The organism is Burkholderia sp. Ap-955 (assembly GCF_011753045.1).
GTDB lineage: Bacteria > Pseudomonadota > Gammaproteobacteria > Burkholderiales > Burkholderiaceae > Burkholderia > Burkholderia lata_D.
Genome location: NZ_VWWH01000009.1, coordinates 118,061 through 142,527, shown reverse-complemented (window position 1 = coordinate 142,527; position 24,467 = coordinate 118,061). Strand labels below are relative to the sequence as shown.

Below are 24,467 nucleotides of genomic sequence, written 5' to 3'. Positions count from 1 at the left end.
TCGATCCCGCGCCGCTGCCGGCTGCATCGCGCGCCGCCCATGAGCTGATCGCGGCCGGCATCGCGATGCGCCGCATCCGCACGCACGCGGCCCGCGCAGCGCTTGCCCGTGCGCGCGCAGCCGCCCTCGACGCCGGTATCGCCGCGCTGACGGCCGAGGTCGACACCGCGGCACGCGTGCTCGACGCACCGGCCGCGCGCCTTGTCACACGCGGTACATCGCGGCTCGTGTCGCTCGACGAAGTCGAGACGCTATTCGCGTCGAACGCGCTCGTCGTCGATGCGTGCCGCCACACGGTGCGCGACGCGCGCACGACCGTGTCGCTTGCGCGGCGGCCCGTGCTGTTCGTGCTTGCCCGCGCGCTCGGCGAGGCATGGCCGGCCGACGTGTCGCGCAACGCGCTCGTCGCCGTCGCGTTCCGCGCGAAACACGCGGACGAATCGCATCGCGCACGCCTGCGCGTCGAGATCGGCCGGCTGCGCGCGGTGCTGCGGCCGCTCGCGAACGTCATCGCCACGCCGCGCGGCTTCGCGCTCGAACCGCTCGGCGTACGTGAGACGGTCGTGCTGGCACGCCCGGTCGACGATCGCCACGCAGCCGTGCTCGCGCTCCTCGCCGATGGCGAAGCGTGGTCGAGCTCCGCGCTGGCGCTGGCCCTCGGCGCGAGCCAGCGCACCGTACAGCGCGCGCTCGACGCGCTCGCCGAAGCCGACAAGGTCCAGGCGCTGGGCCGCGGCCGCGCGCGCCGCTGGATGACGCCGCCATTGCCCGGTTTCGCGACGACCTTGTTACTCCCCGCCCCGCTCCCGGGCGATTAGGATGACCTCACCGAACGACGAGGTGACGAACATGAAACGCTTCCGTGCAGACATCCTTCGCGAATACGGCCCGTTTCCGGGCGTCGACGGCGTACACGGCGTCACGTACGACGGGCAATACGTGTGGTACGCGTCCGGCGACAAGCTGAATGCGCTCGACCCGGAACGCGGCACGACCGTCCGCTCGCTCGACGTCGCCGCGCATGCGGGCACGGCGTTCGACGGCCGACACCTGTACCAGATCGTCGAGGACCGCATCGAGAAGATCGATCCCGAATCGGGCCGCGTGCTCGCGACGATCCCCGCTCCCGGCAAGGGCGGCGATTCGGGGCTGGCTTGGGCCGAAGGCGCGCTGTGGGTCGGCCAGTACCGCGAACGCAAGATTCATCAGGTGGACCCGCAAACGGGCGCCGTGCTGCGCACGATCGAATCGAACCGCTTCGTCACCGGCGTGACGTGGGTCGACGGCGAGCTGTGGCACGGCACCTGGGAAGCCGACCAGGCCGACCTGCGCCACATCGATCCGCGCACCGGCCAGGTGCTCGAGCAGATCGACATGCCGGCAGGCGTCGGCGTATCGGGGCTCGAATCCGACGGCCACGACCGCTTCTACTGCGGCGGCGGCAACAGCGGCACGTTGCGCGCCGTGCGTCGGCCGGCGCGGGCCGGGGCGTCGGCCAACAATGCGGGCGCATCGCCCGATTCGGCTGACGAATGATCCGCAGCCTGCCGTGATCGCTCCGGGGCGCAGCACGGCTGCGCTCCGCCCTGCGCCGAGTGCAGGAATGAACAAGACGACGTCGCGACCGCGTCGCTAAGCTGCGCGCTCGTCAGTCATGTGTTCGGAGCGGTCGATGCGACGCGGTGTGGTCTATGGTGTCCTGGCAGGTGCCCTGTGGGGCATGGTGTTTCTCGTTCCTCGGCTGCTGACCGACTTCTCGCCGCTGCTGCTGAGCGCCGGCCGCTACGCGATGTACGGCCTCGTGTCGTTGGCGGCCGCACTGCCGGCCGCCCGCTCGCTGCTCGCGCGGCTGACCCGCGAGGATCTCGTCGCGCTGGTCAGGCTCGCCGTCGTCGGCAACGTCGCGTACTACATGCTGTTGTCCGGCGCCGTGCACCTGATCGGCATCGCGCCCAGTTCGCTGATCGTCGGCGTGCTGCCCGTCACGGTCACGCTCGCGGGCCTCGGCGACCACGGCGCCGTGCCGCTGCGGCGCCTCGCCGCCCCGCTCGCGCTGGTGATCGCGGGCATCGTCTGCATCAACGTCGACCTGTTCACCTCCGAGGCCGCGCATGCGACGACGCTCGGCCAGAAGCTCGCCGGCATCGCCTGCGCGGCCGGTGCACTCGCGAGCTGGACCTGGTATGCGGTCGCGAACGCACGCTATCTGCAGCGCCACCATCATTTCGGCGGCAACGAGTGGTCGGTGCTGTGGGGTGTCGTGACGGGCCTGATCGGCGGGCTCGTCTGGATCGCGATCCTCGCGCTGCCGGCCGGCACCGTGCAGGCAGCGGTCCCGGCGTCGCGCTGGCAACTGTTCTGGCTGCTGAACCTGGTGCTCGCGATCGGCGCATCGTGGCTCGGCAACGGGCTGTGGAATGCCGCGTCGAAGCGGCTGCCGCTCACGCTGTCGGGCCAGCTGATCGTGTTCGAAACCGTGTTCGCGATGCTTTACGCGTTCGTGTACGACCAGCGGATGCCGCATGCACTCGAGATCGCCGCGCTGGTGCTGCTGCTCGCGGGCGTCTACGGATCGGTGCGGCAGCATGGCGACACGCCCGCCGGCGGCGATACGACGGGAAGCACACCGGCAAACGCAAACGCCGCGGCCCACTGAGCGCCGCGGCGTTTGATCGGACGAATCGGGACGAAAGCCGCGGATGGGCCCGTGTCAGCGCGCGTCCTTGTGCATCCACTTGCGACCCTCGATGGAGCCGGCGCGGCGCGACTTGTCGACGCGCCGCTGGCGCGCGAGCTTCGGATCGACGATCAACGGGCGGTAGATCTCGACGCGGTCGTGGTCGGCGAGCGGTGTGTCGAGCGGCGCAAGCTTGCCGTACACGCCCGTCTTCGCGTTCGCGAGATCGATTTCCGGGTGCAGCGCGAGCACGCCGCTCGCATCGATCGCCGAACGAACGGTCGCCCCTTCGGGCAGCGACAGCGGAATCAGCGTCTGGCGATCCGGCAGCGCGTAGCAGACTTCGATCGACAGCATCGCGTCACCCCTTCCCGTAGCGCTGGTCGGCGCGCTTCACGAACGAATCGACGAACGTGTTCGCGATATGGCTGAACACCGGCCCGATGATCTTCTCGAGCAGGATGCTCGAGAACTCGTAGTGCAGCGCGAATTCGATCTTGCAGGCATCGGCACGCAGTGCCGTGAAGCGCCACGAGCCCGTGAACTTCTTGAACGGGCCGTCCGTGAACTCCATGTCGATCCGCGTCGGGCGCTGCTGCGTGTTGCGCGTCGCGAAATGCTGCTTGATGCCCTTGAAGTTGATGTCGATGCGCGCTTCCATCCCGCTCTCGTCCTGACGGCGAATCTCGACACCGCCGCACCAGGGCAGGAAATTGGGGTAGTCGGCCACGTCGGTGACGAGGTCGAACATCTGTTCCGCCGAATGACGGATCAATACGGTTTTCTGGACATCTGCCATAAATCGCGCGGCATCGCTTAAGGTGAGAACGCAAGCCGGGCGATTCCCGCCCCGCTTTGCTAAAATCGTGATTTTAAACGAGTTGGCCCGATCCTTTCATGAGCATCATCGACAACAGGAAAGCGCACTTCGATTACCACATCGAGGAACGCTACGAGGCGGGGCTCGTGCTCGAGGGCTGGGAAGTCAAGGCGCTGCGCGCCGGGCGCGGCCAGATCCGGGAAGGTTACGTCGTGATCAAGCACGCCGAGATCTTCCTGATCGGTACCCATATCAGCCCGCTGCCCGAGGCTTCGACCCACATCACGCCCGACCCGGTTCGCACGCGCAAGCTGCTGCTGCACCGTGAGGAAATCAAGAAACTGATCGGCAAGGTCGAGCAGCGTGGCTACACGCTCGTGCCGCTGAACTTCCACTACAAGGGCGGTCGCGTGAAGTGCGACATCGCGCTCGCGAAGGGCAAGAAGCTGCACGACAAGCGCGAAACCGAGAAGAAGCGCGACTGGGAACGCGAAAAGGCTCGCATCATGCGCGCGGGCACCTGATCTGCGCGACACGCATCACAAACGACACGGCCCGCTCGAAGCGGGCCGTGTTGCTTTGCGGTCAGGTGAATCGGTGCGCCGGCTACAAGGGCGATCCCCGGCACGCCACGCCGCCGGTTTCGGCCGAAGAAAGGCACCGACGACGGCGCCGCGCGGGCATCATCCGCCCCCGGCTGCGCGACGATTGGCCGCACGCCGATCGCATGCGGCGACTACCTGTGCGCCGCCTCTATCCGGACTCAGGCCTTCCCGCCCGAAGCCGCCCCCGCGCTCTTGACGATCGTCAGCGCCGACGAGATCGCCGTGCCGAGATCCGACAGATTCGACGGCACGATCAGCGTGTTGCCCTGCTTCGCGAGATTCGAGAATGCGCTGACATACTGCTCGGCCACCTTCAGGTTCACCGCGTCCATCCCGCCCTGCGATTGCATCGCGTTCGCGATCTTCTGGATTGCCTGCGCGTTCGCCTCGGCCACCGCCAGAATCGCGGCTGCTTCACCCTGCGCCTGGTTGATCGCGGCCTGCCGTTCGCCTTCGGATTTCTGGATCGCCGCTTCGCGCGCGCCCGACGCGAGGTTGATCTGCTCCTGCTTGCGGCCTTCGGATGCGGCGATCAGCGCGCGCTTTTCACGCTCCGCGGTGATCTGCGCCTGCATCGCGTGCAGGATTTCCTTCGGCGGCGTCAGGTCCTTGATCTCGTAGCGCAGGACCTTCACCCCCCAGTTCGCCGCGGCCTGATCGAGCGCCGACACGATGTTGTGGTTGATGAAGTCGCGCTCCTCGAACGTCTTGTCGAGTTCGAGCTTGCCGACCACCGAGCGCAACGTCGTTTGCGCGAGCTGTGTGATCGCGAGCACGAAGTTGCTCGACCCGTACGACGCCTTCATCGGATCGGTCACCTGGAAATACAGCACGCCGTCGACCTGCAGCTGCGTGTTGTCGCGCGTGATACAGACCTGGCTCGGCACGTCGAGCGGGATTTCCTTCAGCACGTGCCGATATGCGATGCGATCGACGAACGGCAGCACGATGTTCAGGCCGGGCGACAGCGTCGCGTGATAGCGCCCGAAGCGCTCGAGTACCCACGCATGCTGCTGCGGCACGATCTTCACCGTCTTCGACACGATCACGATCGCGATGACGAGCAGGACAACCCAGATGATCAGCGAATCCATGAAGTATTCCCTCCTTGTTGTATCGGCGGACGATCAGCCCGCGGGTTTCGCCACGACCACGAGACAATTGCCGCGCACGGCACTCACCTGGTACACGTGCGCGTCGTCGCGCTCGCCGTTCTCGAGCTCGACGTCCCAGTCGGCGCCGCGATACTGCACGCGCGCGCGGCCGTCACGCCACGCGTCGACCGTGACGGTCGCGCCGATATCGAGATTGACGTCGGGATTCGTCGACGTGTCGCGCTTCTGCTTGCGGCCGAGCCCCGAACGCCGCAACACGACCATCGCGACGATCGCGACCACCGCCGCCGCCCCGAACTGCACGTGCGGCGCGAAACCGGCCAGCTGCAGCAGCCCGCCCGCGAGAAAGCCGAGCGCGATCATCAGCAGGTAGAACGTGCCCGTCAGCAACTCGGCCACGACCAGCACGCCCGCCGCGACCCACCAGAACAGATGCCCCGACATCATTGTGGTCTCCAGAAAAACATCCCCCGTGCGCACTTGCCGTGCAGGCAACCAGAATACGCGTTGAAGCGCGACTCCGGTTCAACATGCTCGCCGCCCCCGAGGAGACGGCCAATGCGCGTGGGCCGGCCCGGTGCGTACCCACAAATAAAAACACCCCGGTGCCTACCGGGGTGTTTATAGCATGAACCTTGCATTTTGCCTTCAGCGGAAGCACGGTGCCACCGCGCTTCCGTCAAAGATGCATGACCGACCGTTACTTCCGGTTGGCGAGCGCCTGCCACGTATCGATGATCGTGTCGGGGTTCAGCGAGATCGACACGATGCCTTCGTCGGTCAGCCATTGCGCGAAGTCCGGGTGATCGGACGGGCCCTGGCCGCAGATGCCGACGTACTTGCCCATCTTGCGGCAGGTATCGATCGCGCGCTTCAGCAGGAACTTGACGGCCGGGTCGCGTTCGTCGAAGTCGACAGCCAGCAGTTCCATGCCCGAATCGCGGTCGAGGCCGAGCGTGAGCTGCGTGAGGTCGTTCGAGCCGATCGAGAAGCCGTCGAAGAACTGCAGGAAATCTTCGGCGAGGATCGCGTTGGTCGGGACTTCGCACATCATCACGAGGCGCAGGCCGTTTTCGCCGCGCTTCAGGCCGAACTTCTCGAGCAGGCCGACGACGCGCTCCGCCTGCTTCACGGTACGCACGAACGGCACCATGATCTCGACGTTGGTCAGGCCCATCTCGTCGCGCACGCGCTTCAGTGCGCGGCACTCCATCTCGAACGCCTGCGCGAAGTCTTCAGCGATGTAACGCGACGCGCCGCGGAAGCCCAGCATCGGGTTTTCCTCGTCCGGCTCGTAACGCGAACCGCCGATCAGCTTCTTGTACTCGTTCGACTTGAAGTCGGACAGACGCACGATCACGGGCTTCGGATAGAACGCCGCCGCGATCGTCGCGACACCTTCCGTCAGCTTGTCGACGTAGAACTGACGCGGCGATGCGTGACCACGCGCGACGCTCTCGACGGCCTTCTTCAGGTCCTGGTCGATGTTCGGGTACTCGAGGATCGCCTTCGGGTGAACGCCGATGTTGTTGTTGATGATGAACTCGAGACGCGCGAGACCCACGCCGGCGTTCGGCAGTTGCGAGAAGTCGAACGCGAGCTGCGGGTTGCCGACGTTCATCATGATCTTGACCGGGATTTCCGGCAGTTCGCCGCGCTGCACTTCCGTGACTTCCGTCTCGAGCAGGCCGTCGTAGATCTTGCCTTCGTCGCCTTCCGCGCACGACACGGTGACGAGCGCGCCGTCCTTCAGGATGTCGGTCGCATCGCCGCAACCGACGACTGCCGGCACGCCCAGTTCACGCGCGATGATTGCCGCGTGGCAGGTCCGGCCGCCACGGTTCGTGACGATCGCGGCTGCACGCTTCATCACCGGCTCCCAGTTCGGGTCGGTCATGTCGGCCACCAGCACGTCACCCGGCTGCACGCGTTCCATTTCCGACGGATCCTGGATCACGCGCACGGGGCCCGCGCCGATCTTCTGGCCGATCGCACGGCCCGTTGCCAGCACCTGCGACTGGCCCTTCAGCTTGAAGCGCTGCTCGGCCTTGCCGGTCGCCTGGCTCTTCACGGTTTCCGGACGTGCCTGCAGGATGAAGATCTTGCCGTCGCGGCCGTCCTTGCCCCACTCGATGTCCATCGGACGCTGGTAGTGCTTCTCGATGATGACCGCGTACTTCGCCAGCTCGATCACGTCTTCGTCGGTGATCGAGTAGCGGTTGCGCTGCTCGTGCGGCACGTCGACCGTCTTCACGCGGCCCGGCTCGCCCGGCTGCGTGAATTCCATCTTGATCAGCTTCGAGCCGATCGAGCGGCGGATGATCGGGTACTTGTCCTGTGCGAGCGTCGTCTTGAACACATAGAACTCGTCCGGGTTCACTGCGCCCTGCACGACGGTTTCGCCCAGGCCGTAGCTCGACGTGATGAACACGGCGTCCTTGAAGCCCGATTCGGTGTCGATCGTGAACATCACGCCGGCCGCGCCGACGTCCGAGCGGACCATGCGCTGCACGCCGGCCGACAGGGCGACTTCCGCGTGCGTGAAGCCCTTGTGCACGCGATACGAGATCGCGCGGTCGTTGTACAGCGACGCGAACACGTGCTTCATGCGGTCGAGCACGTCTTCGATGCCGACGACGTTCAGGTACGACTCCTGCTGGCCGGCGAACGATGCGTCGGGCAGGTCTTCCGCGGTAGCGGACGAACGCACGGCGAACGACAGCTCGCCGGGCGAGCTGTTCTTCAGGATGTCGAACTGCTCACGGATTTCCTGCTCGAGACGTGCCTGCATCGGCGCATCGACGATCCACTTGCGGATTTCGGCGCCGGCTTCGGCGAGCGCCTTCACGTCGTCGATGTCGAGCGACTCGAGACGCTTGGCGATGCGGTCGGTAAGGTCGTTGTGCTTGAGGAAATCGCGGAACGCGAGCGCGGTCGTGGCGAAACCGGTGGGTACGCGAACGCCTGCTTCGGAAAGCTGGCTGATCATTTCGCCCAGCGACGCATTCTTGCCGCCGACGATCTCCACATCGGTCATCCGCAACTGCTCGAACGGAATTACATACGCCTGGTCCTTTGCGACGTTTGCTGCGTTAGTCATACAAGCCCCTAAGTGTGAAAAAAATGCTCGATTGCGCAAGTGGGCTTGGACGCGGGCGCTTGCAAAAAGGCGCGGCGCGTCTTGCGCAACCTGTTGGAGAAACAATCGCAGCGGCGGACAATCTTCCGACCCGATTTGCAAAAATCCCGGAAGAAGGGCGATATTTGCAGACAAATCGCCAAACTTGCCGGGAATTTTGGAATCGAGCGGCGAAGTCCGGGGCGCCGTTCGCGCCCTGCCCCCGCAATTGCTTATCCAACAGGTTGCCGCTATTCTACCGTGCCGGCTGCCGGATGTGGCGCGACCTTGTCACTGCGTCTGGAGGCGAACCTCCAGCCGCCCGCGCAACCGCCCTTCACGTTCGACGCCCAGATTCATGCTGCCTACCGTATTCATCGTCTCCGACGGCACCGGGATCACTGCCGAAACCTTCGCGCATTCGATCCTCTCCCAGTTCGACCAGAAATTCCGTCTCGTGCGCGTGCCGTTCGTCGACTCGCTCGACAAGGCCTATGCGACCGTCGAGAAGATCAACGAAGCCGCCGTGCACGACGGCCGCCGCGCGATCGTGTTCACGACGCTCGTCGACAGCGAGTCGAACGACATCGTCAAGCGCTCGAACGCACTCGTGCTCGACATGTTCCAGCGCTTCGTCGAACCGCTCGAGCAGGAACTGGAGCTCAAGTCGAGCCACGCGATGGGCCGCGGTCACCAGAACGCGGACACCGAGGAATACAAGACCCGGATCGAGGCGATCAACTTCTCGCTCGCGCACGACGACGGCCAGTCGAACCGCAACCTGTCGGAAGCCGACGTGATCCTCGTCGGCGTGTCGCGCAGCGGCAAGACGCCGACGAGCCTGTATCTCGCGATGCAGTACGGCGTGAAGGCGGCAAACTATCCGCTGATTCCGGAGGATTTCGAGCGCGGCAAGCTGCCGTCGGCGCTCGCCGCGTACAGCGAGAAGCTGTTCGGGCTGTCGATCGACCCGCAGCGCCTGTCGGAGATCCGCAACGAGCGCCGGCCGGGCAGCAAATACGCGGCGCCCGAGAACTGTCGCTACGAGATCAACGAGGCCGAAGCGATGATGCGCCGCGAGGGGATCAAGTGGCTGTCGTCGACGCACAAGTCGATCGAGGAAATCGCGACGACGATCCTGCAGGAAATCCGCCTCGACCGGCAGTCGTACTAAGCCGGAGCGCTGGCGGCCGCCTGGCCGCCGCCGGCAACAAAAAGGCCGCGTCGAACGCGGCCTTTTTCATGGTGCGCGGCAAGCACGCGTGTGGCGTCACGCACGCCGCTGTTGACGCACCTGCTCGAACAGGCAGACCGCAGCCGCGGCCGCGACATTCAGCGACTCCATCCCGCCCGGCTGCGGGATCGTCACGCGATGCGTGGCCGCGTCGCGCCAGAACGCCGACACGCCCGCCCCCTCGTTGCCGAACACCCATGCAACCGGCCCCGACAGGTCGCAGTCATAGACCGCCTGCGCGCCGTGCGAGTCGGTCAGCGCGACCGGCACAGCGAGGCGCTCGGCGAGCGCGCCGGCTTCGACGTCCTCGTGGATCGACAGCAGGAAATGCGCGCCCATGCCCGAGCGCAGCACCTTCGACGACCATGCATACGCGGTGCCCGGTGCACAGAACACGTGGCGCACGCCTGCGGCCGCCGCGCTGCGCAGGATCGAGCCGACGTTGCCGGCGTCCTGCACGCCGTCGAGCACGACCGACGACTGCGTCACGCGCGCCGGCAGCGGCTGCGCCGGCCGGTCGACGAGCAGCAGGAAGCCGACGCCGTTGACGACGTTCGACAACTGTCCGAACAGCGCGTCGGGCAGCGTGACGATTCGCTGCGCATCGATGCGCGCGACGATCGCCTGTGCCTCGGCGTGGCCGAGTGCGCCTTCGGTCGTGACGCACAGCTCGGGCGTCGCGCCCGTGTCGAGGTACGCGCTCGCGAGATGGAATCCTTCGAGCAGCGCCTGGCCGCCGCGGCGCTGATGGGACGTCGAACCCGCGAGCGCCTTCAGGCGCTTGTACAGCGGGTTGTCGCGGGAAGTAATGCTTTTCATCGAATCAGGTCGAGTGCCGCGCGAACCGGCGCGAACGAGCGCCGATGGGCTTCGCACGGGCCGTGCTCGCGCAGCGCGGCAAGGTGTTTCTCGGTGCCGTAGCCCGCATGCACGTTGAAGCCGTACACGGGGAAGCGTTCGTGCAGGTCGACGAGCATGCGGTCACGGGTGACCTTCGCGAGGATCGACGCAGCCGAGATGCTCGGCACGAGCGCGTCGCCGCTGACGATCGCCTCGGCGCGCACCGTCAGCGTCGGGCAGCGGTTGCCGTCGATCTGCGCGAGCGTCGGCAGGACCGACAGCCCTTCGACCGCCCGCTTCATCGCGAGCATCGTCGCGTGCAGGATGTTCAGCGTGTCGATCTCGTCGACACTCGCCGACGCGACGCAATACGACAGCGAGCGCGCGACGATCAGCTCGTACAGCGACTCGCGCTTCTTCGCGGACAGCGCCTTCGAATCGTCGAGCCCGTCGATCGGCTGCGCCGGATCAAGAATCACCGCGGCGGCCACCACCGGCCCGGCGAGCGGGCCGCGGCCCGCTTCGTCGACGCCGCAGACGATCTCGTCGGGACGGCTGAAATCGAAACCACCCTGCGCGTCGCTCGACGCGCGGCGGCGTGGTGCACGTACTGCGGTCATGCGCGCCCCTTGCGTTGTTCGAGCACGCGTACGACCGCTTCGGCCGCCTTCGCGGCCGTGTTCTGCCGCAGCGAAAGATGCATTTCGGTAAAGACTTCGGTCAGCGTGCGGCGGTTCGCGTCGTCGCGCAGCTGCGTGAGCGTCGCATCGGCGAGCGCCTCGGGCGTCGCGAAATGCTGCAGCAGCTCGGGCACGACGAAACGCCCCGCCAGGATGTTCGGCAAGCCGACGTACGGCAGGTAACCCTGCCGGCGCATGATCTGCCCGGTCAGCCAGGGCACCTTGTACGAGATCACCATCGGCTTTTTCAGCAGCGCGGCTTCCAGCGTGACCGTGCCGCTCTTCACGAGGATCGCGTCGGCAGCCGTCATCGCGACCTGCGAGCGGCCATCGGTGATCGTCAGCGCGAGCTGCGGATGCGCATCGACGAGCGGCTGCAGCAGCGCGCGCAGCGCGGGCGTGGCCGCCGGCATCACGAACCGCACGCCAGGCTCGCGCTGCTGCATCAGCGCCATCGCCGCGAAGAACGTCGGGCCGATCAGTGCGATTTCCGAGCGCCGGCTGCCCGGCAACACGGCGATCACCGGGCCGTCGGCCGGCAGTCCGAGCGCGATGCGCGCACCGTGCGTGTCGGGTTCGAGCGGAATTTCGTCGGCGAGCGGATGGCCGACGTAGGTCGAGGCAACGCCTGCCTTGTCGAGAATCGCCGGTTCGAACGGGAACAGGCACAGCATGTGATCGACCGACTTCGCGATCTTCTTGATCCGGCCGCCGCGCCATGCCCAGATCGACGGGCACACGAAGTGGATCGACGGGATGCCCGCGTCGCGCGCTGCCTGTTCGACGTTGAAGTTGAAGTCGGGCGCGTCGACGCCGATGAACGCGTCCGGCCGCTCGGCGAGCAACTGGCGCTTCAGCTCGCCGCGAATCCGCAGGATCTCGGGAATCTGGCCCAGCGCCTCGACATAGCCGCGCACCGTCAGCTTGTCCATCTGCCAGTGCGAGTCGAAGCCCTGCGCGATCATCCGCGGCCCGCCGATCCCGTAGTACTGGGCCGATTCGGGCAGCCGCTCGCGCAGCCCGCCGAGCAGCGACGCGCCGAGCAGGTCGCCCGACGGTTCGCCGGCCACCATCGCGAGCCGGAGCTGAGTGGTCGGAAGCGGCATCGCTTAGCGGATGATGCCGCGTTGCGACGCGTCGATGAACTCGACGAGCGCCGTCACGGGTGCGTCGCCCTCACCGCCCGCCGCCGCCAGCTCGCGCAACTGCACTTTCGCTTCCTCGAGCGACAGGCCGTTCTTGTACAGCAGGCGGTACGCGCTGCGCAGCGCGGAGATCGCGTCGGGCGAGAAACCGCGCCGGCGCAGCCCTTCGACGTTGATCCCGTGCGGCTCGGCCTTGTTGCCTGCCGCGATCACGAACGGCGGAATGTCCTGCACGAGCGCCGATGCGCCGCCCAGCATCGAGTGCGCGCCGATGCGCACGAACTGGTGGACGCCCGACATCCCGCCGATGATCGCCCAGTCGCCGATCTCGACGTGGCCGGCCATCTGCGCGTTGCTCGACAGGATCACGTGGCTGCCGACGGTGCAGTCATGACCGATGTGCACATAGGCCATGATCCAGTTGTCGTCGCCGAGCGTCGTCACGCCGACGTCCTGCACGGTGCCCGTGTGAATCGTCGTGAATTCGCGGATCGTGTTGCGGTTGCCGATCACGAGCTTCGTCGGCTCGTCCTTGTACTTCATGTCCTGCGGACGACCACCGACCGACGCGTAATGGCCGATGCGGTTGTCCTCGCCGAGCGTCGTATGGCCTTCGATCACGCTGTGCGAGCCGATCGTCGTACGCGCGCCGATCGTGACGTGCGGACCGACGATCGCGTACGGGCCGATCTCGACCGATTCGTCGATCTGCGCGCCCGGTTCGACAATCGCGGTGGGATGAATCCTGGTCATGCGCCGTTGCCTCTCGATGTGATGTGTCGCGTTGCGTTGCCTGTCCGTGCCGCGTCGCTCAGGGCGCCACGTCGGTCGTCTTGACCGTGCACATCAGTTCGGCCTCCGCCGCCACCTTGCCGTCCACTTCCGCCACCGCCTTGAACTTCCAGATGCCGCGGATGTAGCGTTCGAACGTCACGTTCAGAATCAGTTGGTCGCCCGGCTCGACCGGACGCTTGAAGCGCGCGCCGTCGATCCCGACGAAGTAGTACAGCGTGTTCTCCGGATCCTTCGGCTGCTCTTCCGAGAAGGTCAGCAGCGCCGCGGCCTGCGCGAGCGCTTCGAGGATCAGCACGCCCGGCATCACCGGCCGCTTCGGGAAATGTCCCTGGAAGTACGGCTCGTTGATCGACACGTTCTTCAGCGCTTTGATTCCCTTGTGCGGTTCGAGTTCGAGCACGCGATCGACGAGCAGAATCGGGTAGCGATGCGGCAGCAGCGTGAGGATCTTGTGGATGTCGAGATTGATTTTTTCAGTGCTCATGATGGTTCGTCTCACGCAGAGGCTGCGCGGTGGTGATGCAAAGGCTGAAGCGGGCCGTCGTGCGGCCCAGTCTGGCAAACCGGGCCGGTTGCGCTGGCCGTGCCCGGTTCGAGGTCTCGCATGATGCGCTCAGGCGTCCGTGCCGCCCTGGGCGGCGAGCGCGGCTTCGAGCGCCTTGATGCGCTCGCGCAGCTTGTCGAGGTTGCGCACGAGCGCGGCGCTCTTGTTCCATTCGCCGTGGTCGACGGCCGGGAACGCGCTGGTATAGATGCCGGCCTTCGGCAGCGACTTCGATACGCCCGATTTCGCGGTGATGATGACATAGTCGCCGAGCGTCACGTGGCCGGCGATCCCGGCCGCGCCGCCGATCATGCAGTGGCGGCCGATCGTCGTGCTGCCCGCGATCCCGGCGCTGCCGGCGATCACCGTATAGGCACCGATCCGGCAGTTGTGGCCGATCTGGACCTGGTTGTCGATCTTCACGCACTCCTCGATGACGGTATCCGCCATCGCGCCGCGATCGATCGTCGTGTTCGCGCCGATCTCGACGTCCGGGCCGATCGTGACGCCGCCGACCTGCGGGATCTTGACCCAGCTGCCGGTGCGCGCGTCGCCGTCGCCGACGAAATCCGGCGCGAAGCCGAAGCCGTCGGAGCCGATCACGGCGCCCGCATGGATGATCGCGCGCGCGCCGACCTTGCAGCCGTGGTACACCGACGCGTTCGGATACAGGTGCGAGCCCGCGCCGATCGTCGTGCCGCGGCCGATGAAGACGTTCGCATCGAGCTGCACGCCGTCTTCGATCACCGCACCGGCCTCGACCGTCACGTGCGGGCCGATCACCGCGCTCGCGGCGACCTGCGCGGCCGGATCGATCGTCGCGCTCGGATGCACGCCGGCGGCGCGCTGCGGCGTGGCCAGGTCGATGAACATCTGCGCGACGCGCGCGAAGTACGCGTATGGATTCGGCGTGACAATGAAATTGCGGCCGGTAGCGGCCGCGCCCAGCTTTTCCAGATCCTTCGGCGCGATCAGCACCGCGCCGGCGCGGGTCGACTCGACCTGCGACAGGTACTTCGGATTCGCGAGGAACGCGAGATGCTGCGGGCCTGCCTGGTCGAGCGGCGCGAGTGCGCCCACCTTGCACTGTGCGTCGCCGGCGATCTCGCCGCCGAACCGCTTTACGAGTTCCTCAAGCGTCAATGCCATTCGTCGTCTGCTCCGTTCAGTTCGTCGAGCCGGACGCGAGCGCCTTGAGCACCTTGTCGGTGATGTCGATGCGCGGGCTGACGTACACGGCTTCCTGCACGATCAGGTCGTAATTCTGCTGCTCGGCGATCTGCTTGATGACCTTGTTCGCCCGCTCGAGCACGGCCGCCAGCTCCTCGTTGCGGCGCTGGTTCAGGTCTTCGCGGAATTCGCGCTGCTTGCGCTGGAAGTCGGTATCGAGCTGGGCGAGATCACGCTGCTTCTGCGCGCGGTCGCCCGCCGACAGCGACGCGCCGTTCTTGTCCAGCGAATCGGACATCGACTTCAGGCGCGCCGCCAGATCCTGCAGATCCTTGTCGCGCTTCGCGAACTCGGCTTCGAGCTTCGTCTGCGCCGCCTTCGCGGGCACCGACTCGCGCAGGATCCGATCCGAATTGACCGCCGCGATGCGGGCGACGTCCTGTGCGTGCGCCGTTGCCGCGCCCAAGGCCAGCGCAACGGTCAGCGCGCACATCACTCGTTTCGAAAACTTACCGGTTAGCAAAATTACCCTCTCGTTGCTGTTGTCATGCGTTCGGTCAGAACGCCGTCCCGATCTGGAACTGGAATTTCTGGTACTGGTCGCCTTCGTGCTTCTGCAGCGGGAAGCCGAGGCTCAGCTTCAGCGGGCCGATCGGCGAGATCCACGCGAGACCCACACCGTAGCCGTAACGCAGGCCGTTGGCGCCCGTACTCGTGCCGCCCGGCGCGTTGCCCCACACGTTACCGCCGTCGAGGAACGTGAACACGCGCAGCGTGCGGTCGTAGCCCGTGCCCGGCAGCGGGAACGTCAGCTCGATGTTGCCGACGACCATCTTCGAACCGCCGATCGGGTCGTTCGTCTTCGTGTCGCGCGGGCCCAGCGAGCTCGGCTCGTAGCCACGCACGGAGCCGATACCGCCCGCGTAGTAGTTCTTGAAGATCGGGTACGGGTTGCCGATACCGTTACCGTAGCCGCCTTGCAGGTTCAGGCCCAGGATGAAGCCGCGCGAGAACGAATAGTAGTACTGGGCCTGCAGGTCGGCCTTGTAGTACTGGATCTTGCCGACCGGCACGCCGTACTCCATGTTCGCCTGCGTGAAGTAGCCGCGGCTCGGAATCAGCGCGCTGTCACGCGCGTCGCGCGACCACGCGACCGTCAGCGGCACCGTGTTCGACACGCGGCCGAACTGGTTCACGTAATCCTGGTAGCTCTGCGGCGTGTTCGAATCGACGTCGAGACGGTTCTGCTCGAAGCCCGCGCCGAAGTAGACGGTGTCGACTTCCGAGAACGGAATGCCGAACTTCAGGTTGCCGCCCGCGCTGATGATCCGGAAGCTCGAGCTCGTCGAATAGTAGAGCGGCTGGTACGTGCGGTAGAAGACGTCCGTGATCCGCTTGATGCCGTCGACCGTGAAGTACGGGTCGACCTGCGTGACGGTCAGCGTACGGTAGCTCTTCGCGGTGTTGACGTTCACCGACAGGCTGGTACCCGAACCGAACACGTTGTCCTGCGACACGCCGGCTGACAGCACGACCTTGTCCGTCGACGAGAAGCCGGCGCCCAGCGTGATCGCGCCGGTCGGCTTTTCGTCGACCTTCACGTTCACGTCGACCTGGTCGTTCGTGCCTTCGACCGGCACCGTCGTCACGTCGACGTTGGTGAAGTAGCCGAGACGGTTCACGCGATCCTTCGACAGCGCGAGGCGGTTCGAATCGAACCACGAGCTTTCGAGCTGGCGCATTTCGCGGCGCACCACTTCGTCGCGCGTGCGCGTGTTGCCGACGACGTTGATCCGGCGCACGTACACGCGGCGGCTCGGATCGACGACGAGGTTCAGGTTCACCTTGTGGTTCGCCTGGTCGATATCCGGCTGGGCGTTGACGGTCGCGAATGCGTAGCCGTACTCACCGAGCTTGTCGACGATCGACTTGGTGGTCTGTTGCAGCTTTTCGGCCGAGAAACGATCGCCCGGCTTGATCTTGATCAGCTTGTTGAGTTCGGCTTCGCGATCGAGCAGGTTGCCCGACAGCTTGATGCCCGACACCGTGTACGGCTCGCCTTCGTGCAGCGTGACCGTCAGGTACATGTCCTTCTTGTCGGGCGAGATCGACACCTGGGTCGAATCGATGTTGAACTCGAGATAGCCGCGGTTCAGGTAGTACGAGCGCACCGCCTCGAGGTCGCCGGTGAGCTTTTCCTTCGAGTACAGGTCGTTCTTCGTGTACCAGGAGAACCAGTTCGGCGTCGACAGCTGCATCTCGTCGCGCAGCGTGCTGGTGCTGAAAGCCTTGTTGCCGATGAAGTTGATCTGGCGGATCTTCGCGCTCGGGCCTTCGGCCACCGCGAACAGGATCGACACGCGGTTCGCGTCGACCGGCGTGATCGTCGTCTTGACCTCGGCCGCGTAGAAGCCGCGCGTGAGGTACTGACGCTTGAGTTCCTGCTCCGCCTTGTCGACGAGCGCCTTATCGTAGTAGCGGCCGTCGGCGAGACCGACTGCGCGCAGCGCCTTCGTCAGGTTGTCCTTGTCGAATTCCTTCGTGCCGGTGAAGTCGATCGACGCGATGGCCGGACGCTCCTGCACCTGCACGATCACGACGTTGCCCTGCGTGGCGATGCGTACGTCGTTGAAGAAGCCCGTCGCGTACAGCGCGCGGATTGCTTCGGATGCCTTGTCGTCCGTGAAGGTATCGCCCTGCTTGATCGGCAGGTAGGCGAACACCGAACCCGCTTCGACGCGCTGCAGCCCCTCGATCTTGATGTCTTGCACCACGAACGGTGCCGCTGCATGGGCCGCGAGGCCGTGCGCGGCGAGCGCGGCCGCTGCAACTGTCTTAGGTACAAAGCGATGAGGTTTGAACAACATGCATCCCCAGTATTTAGCTGCATCAAATCAGGCGGCTGCCCAGCGGGCGCCGCCTGACGCTTCAGAAATGGATTAACCGAGCCAGATCGTTGAACAGCGCGATCGCCGACAATGCGACGATGCAGATCAACCCGGCTCTTTGCAGAATCAGCTGCCAGCGCTCCGAGACAGCCTTCCCGGTCGCGGCTTCAACCGCATAATATAACAGATGCCCCCCGTCCAAAACGGGAATCGGCAACAAGTTCAGGACGCCAAGGCTAATGCTGACAAGGGCGAGGAACGACAGGAACGCCGACGGACCGAGCCGCGCACTCTTGCCCGCGTAGTCCGCGATCGTCACCGGGCCGGACAGGTTCTTCAGCGATGCGTTGCCCGTGATCATGCGCCCGAACATCTTCAGCGAATACACGGAGATGTCCCACGTACGGTGCGCGCCGAGCTCCAGGCTCTCGATCGGCCCGTACCGCACGTCGACGGACGGCGCATGCATCGACAGCGCCGCGCCGATACGGCCGACCTGCTGCCCCGATTCGTCGTCGCGCTGCATCTGCGGCACGATCGACACCGTCTGCGCGGCGCCGTCGCGCTCGATCCGCAGGTCGAGCGGCTTGCCCGCATGGTGTTTCACGAAATCGATGAAGCGCGACGCGCCGCCGATCGGCTTGCCTTCGAGCGCGACCAGCTTGTCGCCGGACTTCAGGCCCGCCTGCTCCGCCGCGCTGCCGGGCTGCACGGACGCGACCGACAACGTCCCGCCGCCGGTCTCGAAGCCCAGATGGGCCATGAAATCGTCGTCGAGCTGACTTTCGGGAACATTGCGGAGGTCGACGCGGAAATCGAACGTCGTGTTGCCGTCGCGTGCGCCGAGCACGATCTCGCGGTGATCGAACGCGGCCGCCAGCAGCTTCCAGCGCAGGTCCGACCACGACCGCACCGGCTCGGCCTCGCCACCCTGCGCGTTGCGGATCGACACGATCTTCTCGCTGCCGTCGAAGCCCGCGCGCGCAGCGACCGTGCCGGCGGCCGGCGGTGCGACGATCGCGGCGGGCTCGGTTACGCCGGTGGCGAATACGACGGCAAACAGCGCGATTGCCAACAGGAAGTTGGCAATCGGCCCGGCTGCGACGATCGCGATGCGCTTGTAGACCGACTGCCGGTTGAACGCCTGGCCGAGCTCCTCGGGCGGAATTCCGGGGCCGGGATCGCGCTCGTCGAGCATCTTCACGTAGCCGCCGAGCGGCAGTGCCGACAGCGTCCACTCGGTGCCCGTCCTGCGGCTGACCCAGCGCGCGACGGGCTGGCCGAAGCCGATCGAGAAACGCAGCACCTTCACGCCGCACCAGCGCGCGACGCGATAGTGTCCGTACTCATGCACGACGACCAGCACCCCGATCGCCACGGCAAACGCGATCAGTTCGACCAGCACGTTCATGAGCACTCCATTCAGACAGTGCGCTCCACGCGTGGCGCAGGCGCTTTCGCAATGATTTCGACGGCGAGGCGGCGTGCCTCGGCATCCGCCGCCAGGACGTCCTCGAGCCCCTCGGGCGTACGGTTCGGCAGCGTGTTGAGCACGGCGTCGACCGTCGCCGCAATCGTCATGAAGCCGATGCGGCGCTCGAGAAACGCTTCGACCGCGACTTCGTTCGCCGCGTTCAATGCGGCGCTCGCGATGCCGCCTTCCTCAAGCGCCTTCAGCGCAAGCGCGAGGCACGGGAAGCGCGCGTAATCGGGCTTTTCGAACGACAGCTGCGCAATTTGCGCGAGATCGAGCTGCTCGACGCCCGCATCGACGCGCTCGGGGAACGCGAGCGCGTGCGCGATCGGCGTGCGCATGTCGGGGTTGCCGAGCTGGGCCAGCACCGAGCCGTCGCGATACGACACGAGCGAATGGATCACGCTCTGCGGGTGGATCAGCACGTCGATGCGGTCGCCCGGCAGCCCGAAGATCCAGTGCGCCTCGATCACCTCGAGGCCCTTGTTCATCATCGTCGCGGAATCGACCGAGATCTTGCGGCCCATCACCCAGTTCGGGTGCTTGCACGCCTCGTCCGGCGTCACGTCGACGAGCGTGGCCGGTTCGCGCGTGCGGAACGGGCCGCCCGACGCGGTCAGGATGATCTTCGAGATCCCGCCGTGCTCGGCTGCGTCGCGCGGCATGCACTGGAAGATCGCGTTGTGCTCGCTGTCGACCGGCAGCAGGATCGCGCCATGGTCGCGCACGGCGTCCATGAAGATCGCGCCCGACATTACCAGCGCTTCCTTGTTCGCGAGCAGGATGCGCTTGCCGGCGCGCGCGGCCGCGAGGCTCGGGGCCATGCCGGCCGCACCGACGATCGCCGCGACCACCGTGTCGCAACCATCGCTCTTCGACACGTCGACGAGCGCCTGCGGCCCGTGCAGCACGGTCGTCTTGCTGCCCGCCGCGCGCAGTTTCGCGTCGACCTGCGCGGCCGTCTCGGCATCGCCGACCACCGCCACTTCAGGCGCGAAGCGCAGGCATTGCTCGACGAGCTTGTCGCCGTTGCGGTGTGCGGTCAGCGCATAGACCGAGAAGCGCTCGGGATGGCGCGCGACCACGTCGAGCGTGCTGTCTCCGATCGAGCCCGTGGAACCGAGCAATGTCAGACGTTTTTGCATAACAGAATTAGTGGTTTAACCAAGCAGCAGCATCGCGAGCGGCAGCACCGGCAGCAGCGCGTCGACACGGTCGAGCACGCCGCCATGGCCTGGCAGCAGTCCGCTCGAATCCTTCACGCCCGCCTGCCGCTTCAGCAACGACTCGAACAGGTCGCCGATCACGCTGTACGCGACCAGCAGCGTCAGTGCGGCCCACGCGCCGGGCATCCCGTAGCGCACGGCGAACGCGGAAAACAGGGTCGGCTCGAACGCATGCACGGCCATCGCGACACCGGCGACGACCATCACCGCGAGCCAGCCACCGATCGCGCCTTCCCAGCTCTTGCCGGGGCTGATCGTGATGGCCAGTTTACGCTTTCCGAAGGCCTTGCCCGCGAAGTATGCGCCGATATCGGCGAGCCAGACGACCAGAAGCAGCGACAACACGAACGGCACGCCCTGCGCACGCGCCGCGACGAGCGCATGCCAGCAGGCCGCGAAGACCACGAGGCCGGCCGCGAGCAGGAACGGCCGCCATACACCGCCCGCGAGCGCCGGCTTGCGCCGCAGCGTGAACGGGCCGACCAGCAGCCAGAACACGCCGGCTGCCATGAAAAGGGGACGGGACGAAGCCGCATCGACGCCGAGCGGCGCCGTTGCCGCGAGCGCCAGCGCCGCGACGACGGCATAGACGACCGGGCCGGCGCCGCCGAGCTTGAGCAGGCGCGCCCATTCCCATGCGGCAAACACGAGCACGACGCCGATCAGCGCGCCGAACGCGGTGAGCGGCGCGAACAGCGTCACCGGCAGCAGGACCGCCAGCATCACGATCGCCGTGATCACACGGGTTTTCAGCATGAAAGGGAGTCGGCGTTCTGCGATTGCGGTTCGAGCTGCGCGCTCGTGCGGCCGAAACGGCGCTCGCGCTCCGTATACGACGCGATGGCGTCGGCCAGTGCCGCGCCGTCGAAATCCGGCCAGTATTTGTCGGTGAAATAGAATTCGGCGTACGCGAGCTGCCACAGCAGGAAGTTGCTGACGCGCTGCTCGCCACCGGTACGGATGAAGAGATCGGGCTCCGGCGCATAGGCCATCGCCAGGTGCGGCGCGAATGCCTCCTCGGTCACTTCGACCTCGCGGCCCTCACGCACGGCCTGCTCGACGAGCTTCTTCGTCGCCTGCAGGATGTCCCACCGGCCGCCGTAGTTGGCCGCGATGGTGAGCGTAAGACGGGTATTGCGCGCCGTCTTGGTTTCGGCGCGGCGAATCAGTTCGCGGATGCGCGGCTCGAAGCGGTCGAGATCGCCGACGACACGCAGGCGGATCCCGTTCGCGTGAAGCTTGCCGACCTCGCGCTCGAGCGCGGTGATGAAGAGGCGCATCAGGAACGACACTTCGTCGTTCGGACGGCGCCAGTTCTCCGAACTGAACGCGAACAGCGTCAGGTATTCGACGCCGGCGCGCGCGCAGCCTTCGACCACCGCCCGCACGGCATCGACGCCGCGGGTGTGCCCCGCGACGCGCGGCAAGCGGCGTTCGGTCGCCCAACGGCCGTTGCCGTCCATGATGATCGCGATGTGACGCGGCACGACGCCGACGTCAGGCACGCGAACGGTAGAGCTGGTATAGGTCATGGCCGTTGAGACAGTAATGCGGGAAGAAGGCGGCGCGCGAGGACGGTCGTCAGACCGTCATGATCTCGGCTTCCTTGCTCTGCACGAGCTTGTCGATTTCGGCAACGTGCTTGTCGGTCAGCTTCTGCACGTCGTCGCTCGCACGGCGCTCGTCGTCTTCCGAGATTTCCTTGTCCTTCACGAGCTTCTTGAGCGCTTCGTTCGCGTCGCGGCGCAGGTTGCGGATCGCGACCTTGGCCGTTTCGCCTTCGCTCTTGACGACCTTGGTCAGCTCGCGGCGGCGCTCTTCCGTCAGCGCGGGCATCGGCACGCGGATCAGATCGCCGGCGGTGGCCGGGTTCAGGCCCAGGTCGGCTTCGCGAATGGCCTTCTCGACCTTCGCGACCATGTTCTTTTCCCACGGCTGCACGCCGATCGTGCGCGCATCGACGAGCGTCAGGTTCGCGACCTGCGAGATCGGCACCATCGAGCCGTAGTAGTCGACCTGCACGTGATCGAGCAGACCGGTGTGTGCACGGCCCGTACGGATCTTTGCCAGATCGTTCTTGAACGCTTCGATCGAGCGCTGCATCTTTTGCTCGACGCCCTTCTTGGTATCAGCGACACTCATTTCAACCTCCGAACCTTCTAACCTTCAAAGAACACGGGCCCTGCCCGGCGCGTCGGATGCGCCGCGGCCGATGGCCCGCATCCGCGGGAGTTTACACGTGGACGAGCGTACCTTCGTCCTCGCCCAGCACGATGCGCTTGAGCGCGCCCGGCTTGTTGATCGAAAACACGCGAATCGGCAGCTTCTGGTCGCGGCACAGCGCAAAGGCCGTCGCGTCCATCACCTGCAGGTTGCGGCTGATCGCCTCGTCGAAAGTGATCGTCGTGTAACGCGTGGCCGACGGATCCTTCTTCGGATCGGCAGAATATACGCCATCGACCTTGGTCGCCTTCAATACGACCTCGGCACCCACTTCCGAACCGCGCAGCGCGGCGGCCGTGTCCGTCGTGAAGAACGGGTTGCCCGTACCGGCCGCGAAGATCACGACGCGGCCTTCCTCGAGCTGGCGGATCGCGCGGGGCCGGATGTACGGCTCGACGACCTGGTCCATCCGCAGCGCGGACTGCACACGCGCCTCGATGCCGGCGTGGCGCATCGCGTCCTGCAGCGCCAGCGCGTTCATCATCGTCGCGAGCATCCCCATGTAGTCTGCCGTCGCGCGATCCATGCCGGCCGCGCCACCCGCGACACCGCGGAAAATATTACCGCCACCGATCACGACCGCGAGCTGCGTACCGAGACGCACGACTTCGGCGATATCGGCCACCATCCGTTCGATCGTCGCGCGATTGATGCCGAAGGCATCGTCGCCCATCAGCGCTTCGCCGGAGAGTTTGAGGAGGACGCGTTTATAGGCATTGGACATAGGGGCTTCCGAGCGACGAGAGGATGACAACCACGAACTGTAGGGGCGAAATACTGATTCGGGCAAGCGCCGACGGTCGGACCGGGTTTCCCGGCCGGCCGGCGGCGGCGCCGACCGCGGCGGAGCGGACGCCCGCCGCGGATACTGCCTGACTGCTTACGGCTTACTGCTGCTTTGCTGCTGCGACTTGCGCGGCCACTTCGGCGGCGAAGTCGTCCTGGCGCTTCTCGATGCCTTCGCCGACGACGAACAGTGCGAACTTCTGCACTGCGGCATCCGCTGCCTTCAGCATCTGCTCGATAGTTTGCTTGTCGTTCTTCACGAACGTCTGGTTCAGCAGCGACACTTCCTTCAGGTACTTCTGGACGCTGCCGTCGACCATCTTCGCGACGATTTCAGCCGGCTTGCCCGATTCCGCGGCCTTCTGCTCGGCCACGCGGCGTTCCGTCTCGATCAGTTCCGCCGGCACGTCAGCCGACGACAGCGCGACCGGCTTCATTGCCGCGATGTGCATCGCGACATCCTTGCCGACCTGCTCGTCCGCGCCCGTGTACTCGACGATCACGCCGATACGCGCGCCGTGCAGGTACGTTGCGATCTTGTTTGCGGTTTCGAAACGGACGAAACGGCGGATCGAGACGTTCTCGCCGATCTTGCCGACCAGTGCCAGGCGCACTGCGTCGACCGTCGAGCCGTCGAGCGGCAGCGCCGACAGCGCAGCCACGTCGACCGGGTTTTGCGTCGCGACGAGTTCTGCGACCGTCTTCGAGAATGCGAGGAAGTCGTCGTTCTTCGCGACGAAGTCGGTTTCGCAGTTCAGTTCGACCAGCGAACCTGCGTTGCCGCCGACGAACGATGCGACGACGCCTTCTGCCGTCACGCGCGATGCCGCCTTGCTCGCCTTGTTGCCGAGCTTGACGCGCAGCAGTTCTTCAGCCTTGGCCAGATCGCCGTCGGCTTCCGTCAGCGCCTTCTTGCACTCCATCATCGGTGCGTCGGTCTTTGCGCGCAGTTCTGCCACCATGCTTGCGGTAATTGCCGCCATCATTCGCTCCTTGAGTCTGTATTCACAACGCCGCCCGCTTGGACGCGAACGGCCGAGATTCGTTTCCGGACCCGCACCCATTCGGCGCGATCAGGTCCGGCGCACAAGCTTAAAAAAAGGGGGCCTGTTGAGAGCCCCCTTTTT

Annotated in this window: 25 protein-coding genes; 5 read left to right on the top strand and 20 right to left on the bottom strand. The window is 65.9% G+C overall.

The features are described from left to right. The 3 genes from F3J15_RS08300 to F3J15_RS08290 all read left to right on the top strand — a co-directional run. Positions 1-818 (top strand): helix-turn-helix domain-containing protein (locus F3J15_RS08300; protein ID WP_166889631.1); only part of this gene is annotated, 818 nt, incomplete at its 5' end. A 31-nt stretch (positions 819-849) separates the two neighbouring features. After that, positions 850-1,536: a glutamine cyclotransferase gene (locus F3J15_RS08295; RefSeq protein ID WP_166889643.1), complete on the top strand. Its 687-nt coding sequence runs from the start codon at positions 850-852 to the stop codon at positions 1,534-1,536. 136 nt (positions 1,537-1,672) lie between these two features. Continuing rightward, a complete protein-coding gene (locus F3J15_RS08290) occupies positions 1,673-2,656 on the top strand; it encodes a DMT family transporter (RefSeq protein WP_089445858.1) in 984 nt (327 codons plus the stop codon). Positions 2,657-2,710: 54 nt separating this feature from the next. On the opposite strand, the gene F3J15_RS08285 is transcribed toward F3J15_RS08290, so the two are convergent. Both F3J15_RS08285 and F3J15_RS08280 read right to left on the bottom strand, forming a co-directional pair. Then, positions 2,711-3,034 carry an RnfH family protein gene (locus F3J15_RS08285; RefSeq protein ID WP_069248265.1) on the bottom strand — a complete coding sequence of 108 codons (324 nt, stop codon included), beginning with the start codon at positions 3,032-3,034 and terminating at the stop codon, positions 2,711-2,713. 4 nt (positions 3,035-3,038) lie between these two features. Further along, positions 3,039-3,476, bottom strand: coding sequence for a type II toxin-antitoxin system RatA family toxin (locus F3J15_RS08280; protein ID WP_034188832.1), 438 nt, complete (start codon positions 3,474-3,476; stop codon positions 3,039-3,041). Positions 3,477-3,574: 98 nt separating this feature from the next. On the opposite strand from F3J15_RS08280, the gene smpB reads away from it, so the two are divergent. Further along, positions 3,575-4,021 carry an SsrA-binding protein SmpB gene (gene smpB / locus F3J15_RS08275; RefSeq protein WP_039342760.1) on the top strand — a complete coding sequence of 149 codons (447 nt, stop codon included), beginning with the start codon at positions 3,575-3,577 and terminating at the stop codon, positions 4,019-4,021. Between the two features lie 239 nt (positions 4,022-4,260). On the opposite strand, the gene F3J15_RS08270 is transcribed toward smpB, so the two are convergent. From F3J15_RS08270 to ppsA, 3 genes are all read right to left on the bottom strand, one after another. Continuing rightward, on the bottom strand, positions 4,261-5,196 hold the full coding sequence (locus F3J15_RS08270) for an SPFH domain-containing protein (RefSeq protein WP_069248266.1): 936 nt from the start codon (positions 5,194-5,196) through the stop codon (positions 4,261-4,263). A 33-nt stretch (positions 5,197-5,229) separates the two neighbouring features. Further along, positions 5,230-5,664 (bottom strand): NfeD family protein, encoded by a 435-nt coding sequence (locus F3J15_RS08265; RefSeq protein ID WP_166889629.1) that lies wholly within the window; start codon positions 5,662-5,664, stop codon positions 5,230-5,232. A 253-nt stretch (positions 5,665-5,917) separates the two neighbouring features. Continuing rightward, positions 5,918-8,317, bottom strand: coding sequence for a phosphoenolpyruvate synthase (gene ppsA, locus F3J15_RS08260; protein ID WP_069248268.1), 2,400 nt, complete (start codon positions 8,315-8,317; stop codon positions 5,918-5,920). 376 nt (positions 8,318-8,693) lie between these two features. Here ppsA and F3J15_RS08255 point away from each other — a divergent pair, with 376 nt between their 5' ends. Continuing rightward, positions 8,694-9,509 (top strand): pyruvate, water dikinase regulatory protein, encoded by an 816-nt coding sequence (locus tag F3J15_RS08255; protein ID WP_011352445.1) that lies wholly within the window; start codon positions 8,694-8,696, stop codon positions 9,507-9,509. Between the two features lie 96 nt (positions 9,510-9,605). Here the strand turns inward: F3J15_RS08255 and F3J15_RS08250 are convergent, their stop codons facing one another. The 15 genes from F3J15_RS08250 to tsf form a co-directional block, all read right to left on the bottom strand. Beyond that, positions 9,606-10,388, bottom strand: a complete 783-nt coding sequence (locus tag F3J15_RS08250; RefSeq protein ID WP_069248269.1) for an RNA methyltransferase — start codon at positions 10,386-10,388, stop codon at positions 9,606-9,608. Continuing rightward, positions 10,385-11,029: a ribonuclease HII gene (gene rnhB / locus F3J15_RS08245; protein WP_166889627.1), complete on the bottom strand. Its 645-nt coding sequence runs from the start codon at positions 11,027-11,029 to the stop codon at positions 10,385-10,387. The genes F3J15_RS08250 and rnhB overlap by 4 nt, the downstream gene beginning before the upstream one ends. Further along, positions 11,026-12,195, bottom strand: coding sequence for a lipid-A-disaccharide synthase (lpxB, locus tag F3J15_RS08240; protein WP_046545976.1), 1,170 nt, complete (start codon positions 12,193-12,195; stop codon positions 11,026-11,028). The genes rnhB and lpxB overlap by 4 nt, the downstream gene beginning before the upstream one ends. A gap of 3 nt (positions 12,196-12,198) precedes the next feature. Then, complete coding sequence (lpxA, locus tag F3J15_RS08235; RefSeq protein ID WP_166889625.1) at positions 12,199-12,987, bottom strand: acyl-ACP--UDP-N-acetylglucosamine O-acyltransferase; 789 nt, start codon at positions 12,985-12,987, stop codon at positions 12,199-12,201. A gap of 58 nt (positions 12,988-13,045) precedes the next feature. Continuing rightward, a complete protein-coding gene (gene fabZ / locus F3J15_RS08230) occupies positions 13,046-13,513 on the bottom strand; it encodes a 3-hydroxyacyl-ACP dehydratase FabZ (protein WP_011352450.1) in 468 nt (155 codons plus the stop codon). Positions 13,514-13,642: 129 nt separating this feature from the next. Beyond that, entirely contained in the window at positions 13,643-14,722 is a 1,080-nt protein-coding gene (gene lpxD / locus F3J15_RS08225) for a UDP-3-O-(3-hydroxymyristoyl)glucosamine N-acyltransferase (RefSeq protein ID WP_089445862.1), read from the bottom strand. A gap of 16 nt (positions 14,723-14,738) precedes the next feature. Next, positions 14,739-15,236: an OmpH family outer membrane protein gene (locus F3J15_RS08220; protein ID WP_179254170.1), complete on the bottom strand. Its 498-nt coding sequence runs from the start codon at positions 15,234-15,236 to the stop codon at positions 14,739-14,741. Between the two features lie 64 nt (positions 15,237-15,300). Next, on the bottom strand, positions 15,301-17,610 hold the full coding sequence (bamA, locus tag F3J15_RS08215) for an outer membrane protein assembly factor BamA (protein WP_069248274.1): 2,310 nt from the start codon (positions 17,608-17,610) through the stop codon (positions 15,301-15,303). 61 nt (positions 17,611-17,671) lie between these two features. After that, the gene (gene rseP, locus F3J15_RS08210; protein WP_166889624.1) at positions 17,672-19,042 is read right to left on the bottom strand and encodes an RIP metalloprotease RseP; all 1,371 of its coding nucleotides are present in this window, start codon (positions 19,040-19,042) and stop codon (positions 17,672-17,674) included. 11 nt (positions 19,043-19,053) lie between these two features. Continuing rightward, positions 19,054-20,250 (bottom strand): 1-deoxy-D-xylulose-5-phosphate reductoisomerase, encoded by a 1,197-nt coding sequence (locus F3J15_RS08205; RefSeq protein ID WP_166889622.1) that lies wholly within the window; start codon positions 20,248-20,250, stop codon positions 19,054-19,056. A gap of 15 nt (positions 20,251-20,265) precedes the next feature. Then, complete coding sequence (locus F3J15_RS08200) at positions 20,266-21,087, bottom strand: phosphatidate cytidylyltransferase (RefSeq protein ID WP_089484156.1); 822 nt, start codon at positions 21,085-21,087, stop codon at positions 20,266-20,268. Continuing rightward, positions 21,081-21,863 (bottom strand): polyprenyl diphosphate synthase, encoded by a 783-nt coding sequence (uppS, locus tag F3J15_RS08195; protein WP_069248278.1) that lies wholly within the window; start codon positions 21,861-21,863, stop codon positions 21,081-21,083. The genes F3J15_RS08200 and uppS overlap by 7 nt, the downstream gene beginning before the upstream one ends. Before the next feature lie 49 nt (positions 21,864-21,912). Further along, positions 21,913-22,473 (bottom strand): ribosome recycling factor, encoded by a 561-nt coding sequence (gene frr / locus F3J15_RS08190; RefSeq protein ID WP_039342717.1) that lies wholly within the window; start codon positions 22,471-22,473, stop codon positions 21,913-21,915. Positions 22,474-22,564: 91 nt separating this feature from the next. Further along, on the bottom strand, positions 22,565-23,278 hold the full coding sequence (gene pyrH / locus F3J15_RS08185) for a UMP kinase (protein WP_011352459.1): 714 nt from the start codon (positions 23,276-23,278) through the stop codon (positions 22,565-22,567). Between the two features lie 163 nt (positions 23,279-23,441). Beyond that, positions 23,442-24,323 (bottom strand): translation elongation factor Ts, encoded by an 882-nt coding sequence (gene tsf / locus F3J15_RS08180; RefSeq protein ID WP_166889619.1) that lies wholly within the window; start codon positions 24,321-24,323, stop codon positions 23,442-23,444. Between the last annotated feature and the right edge of the window lie 144 nt (positions 24,324-24,467).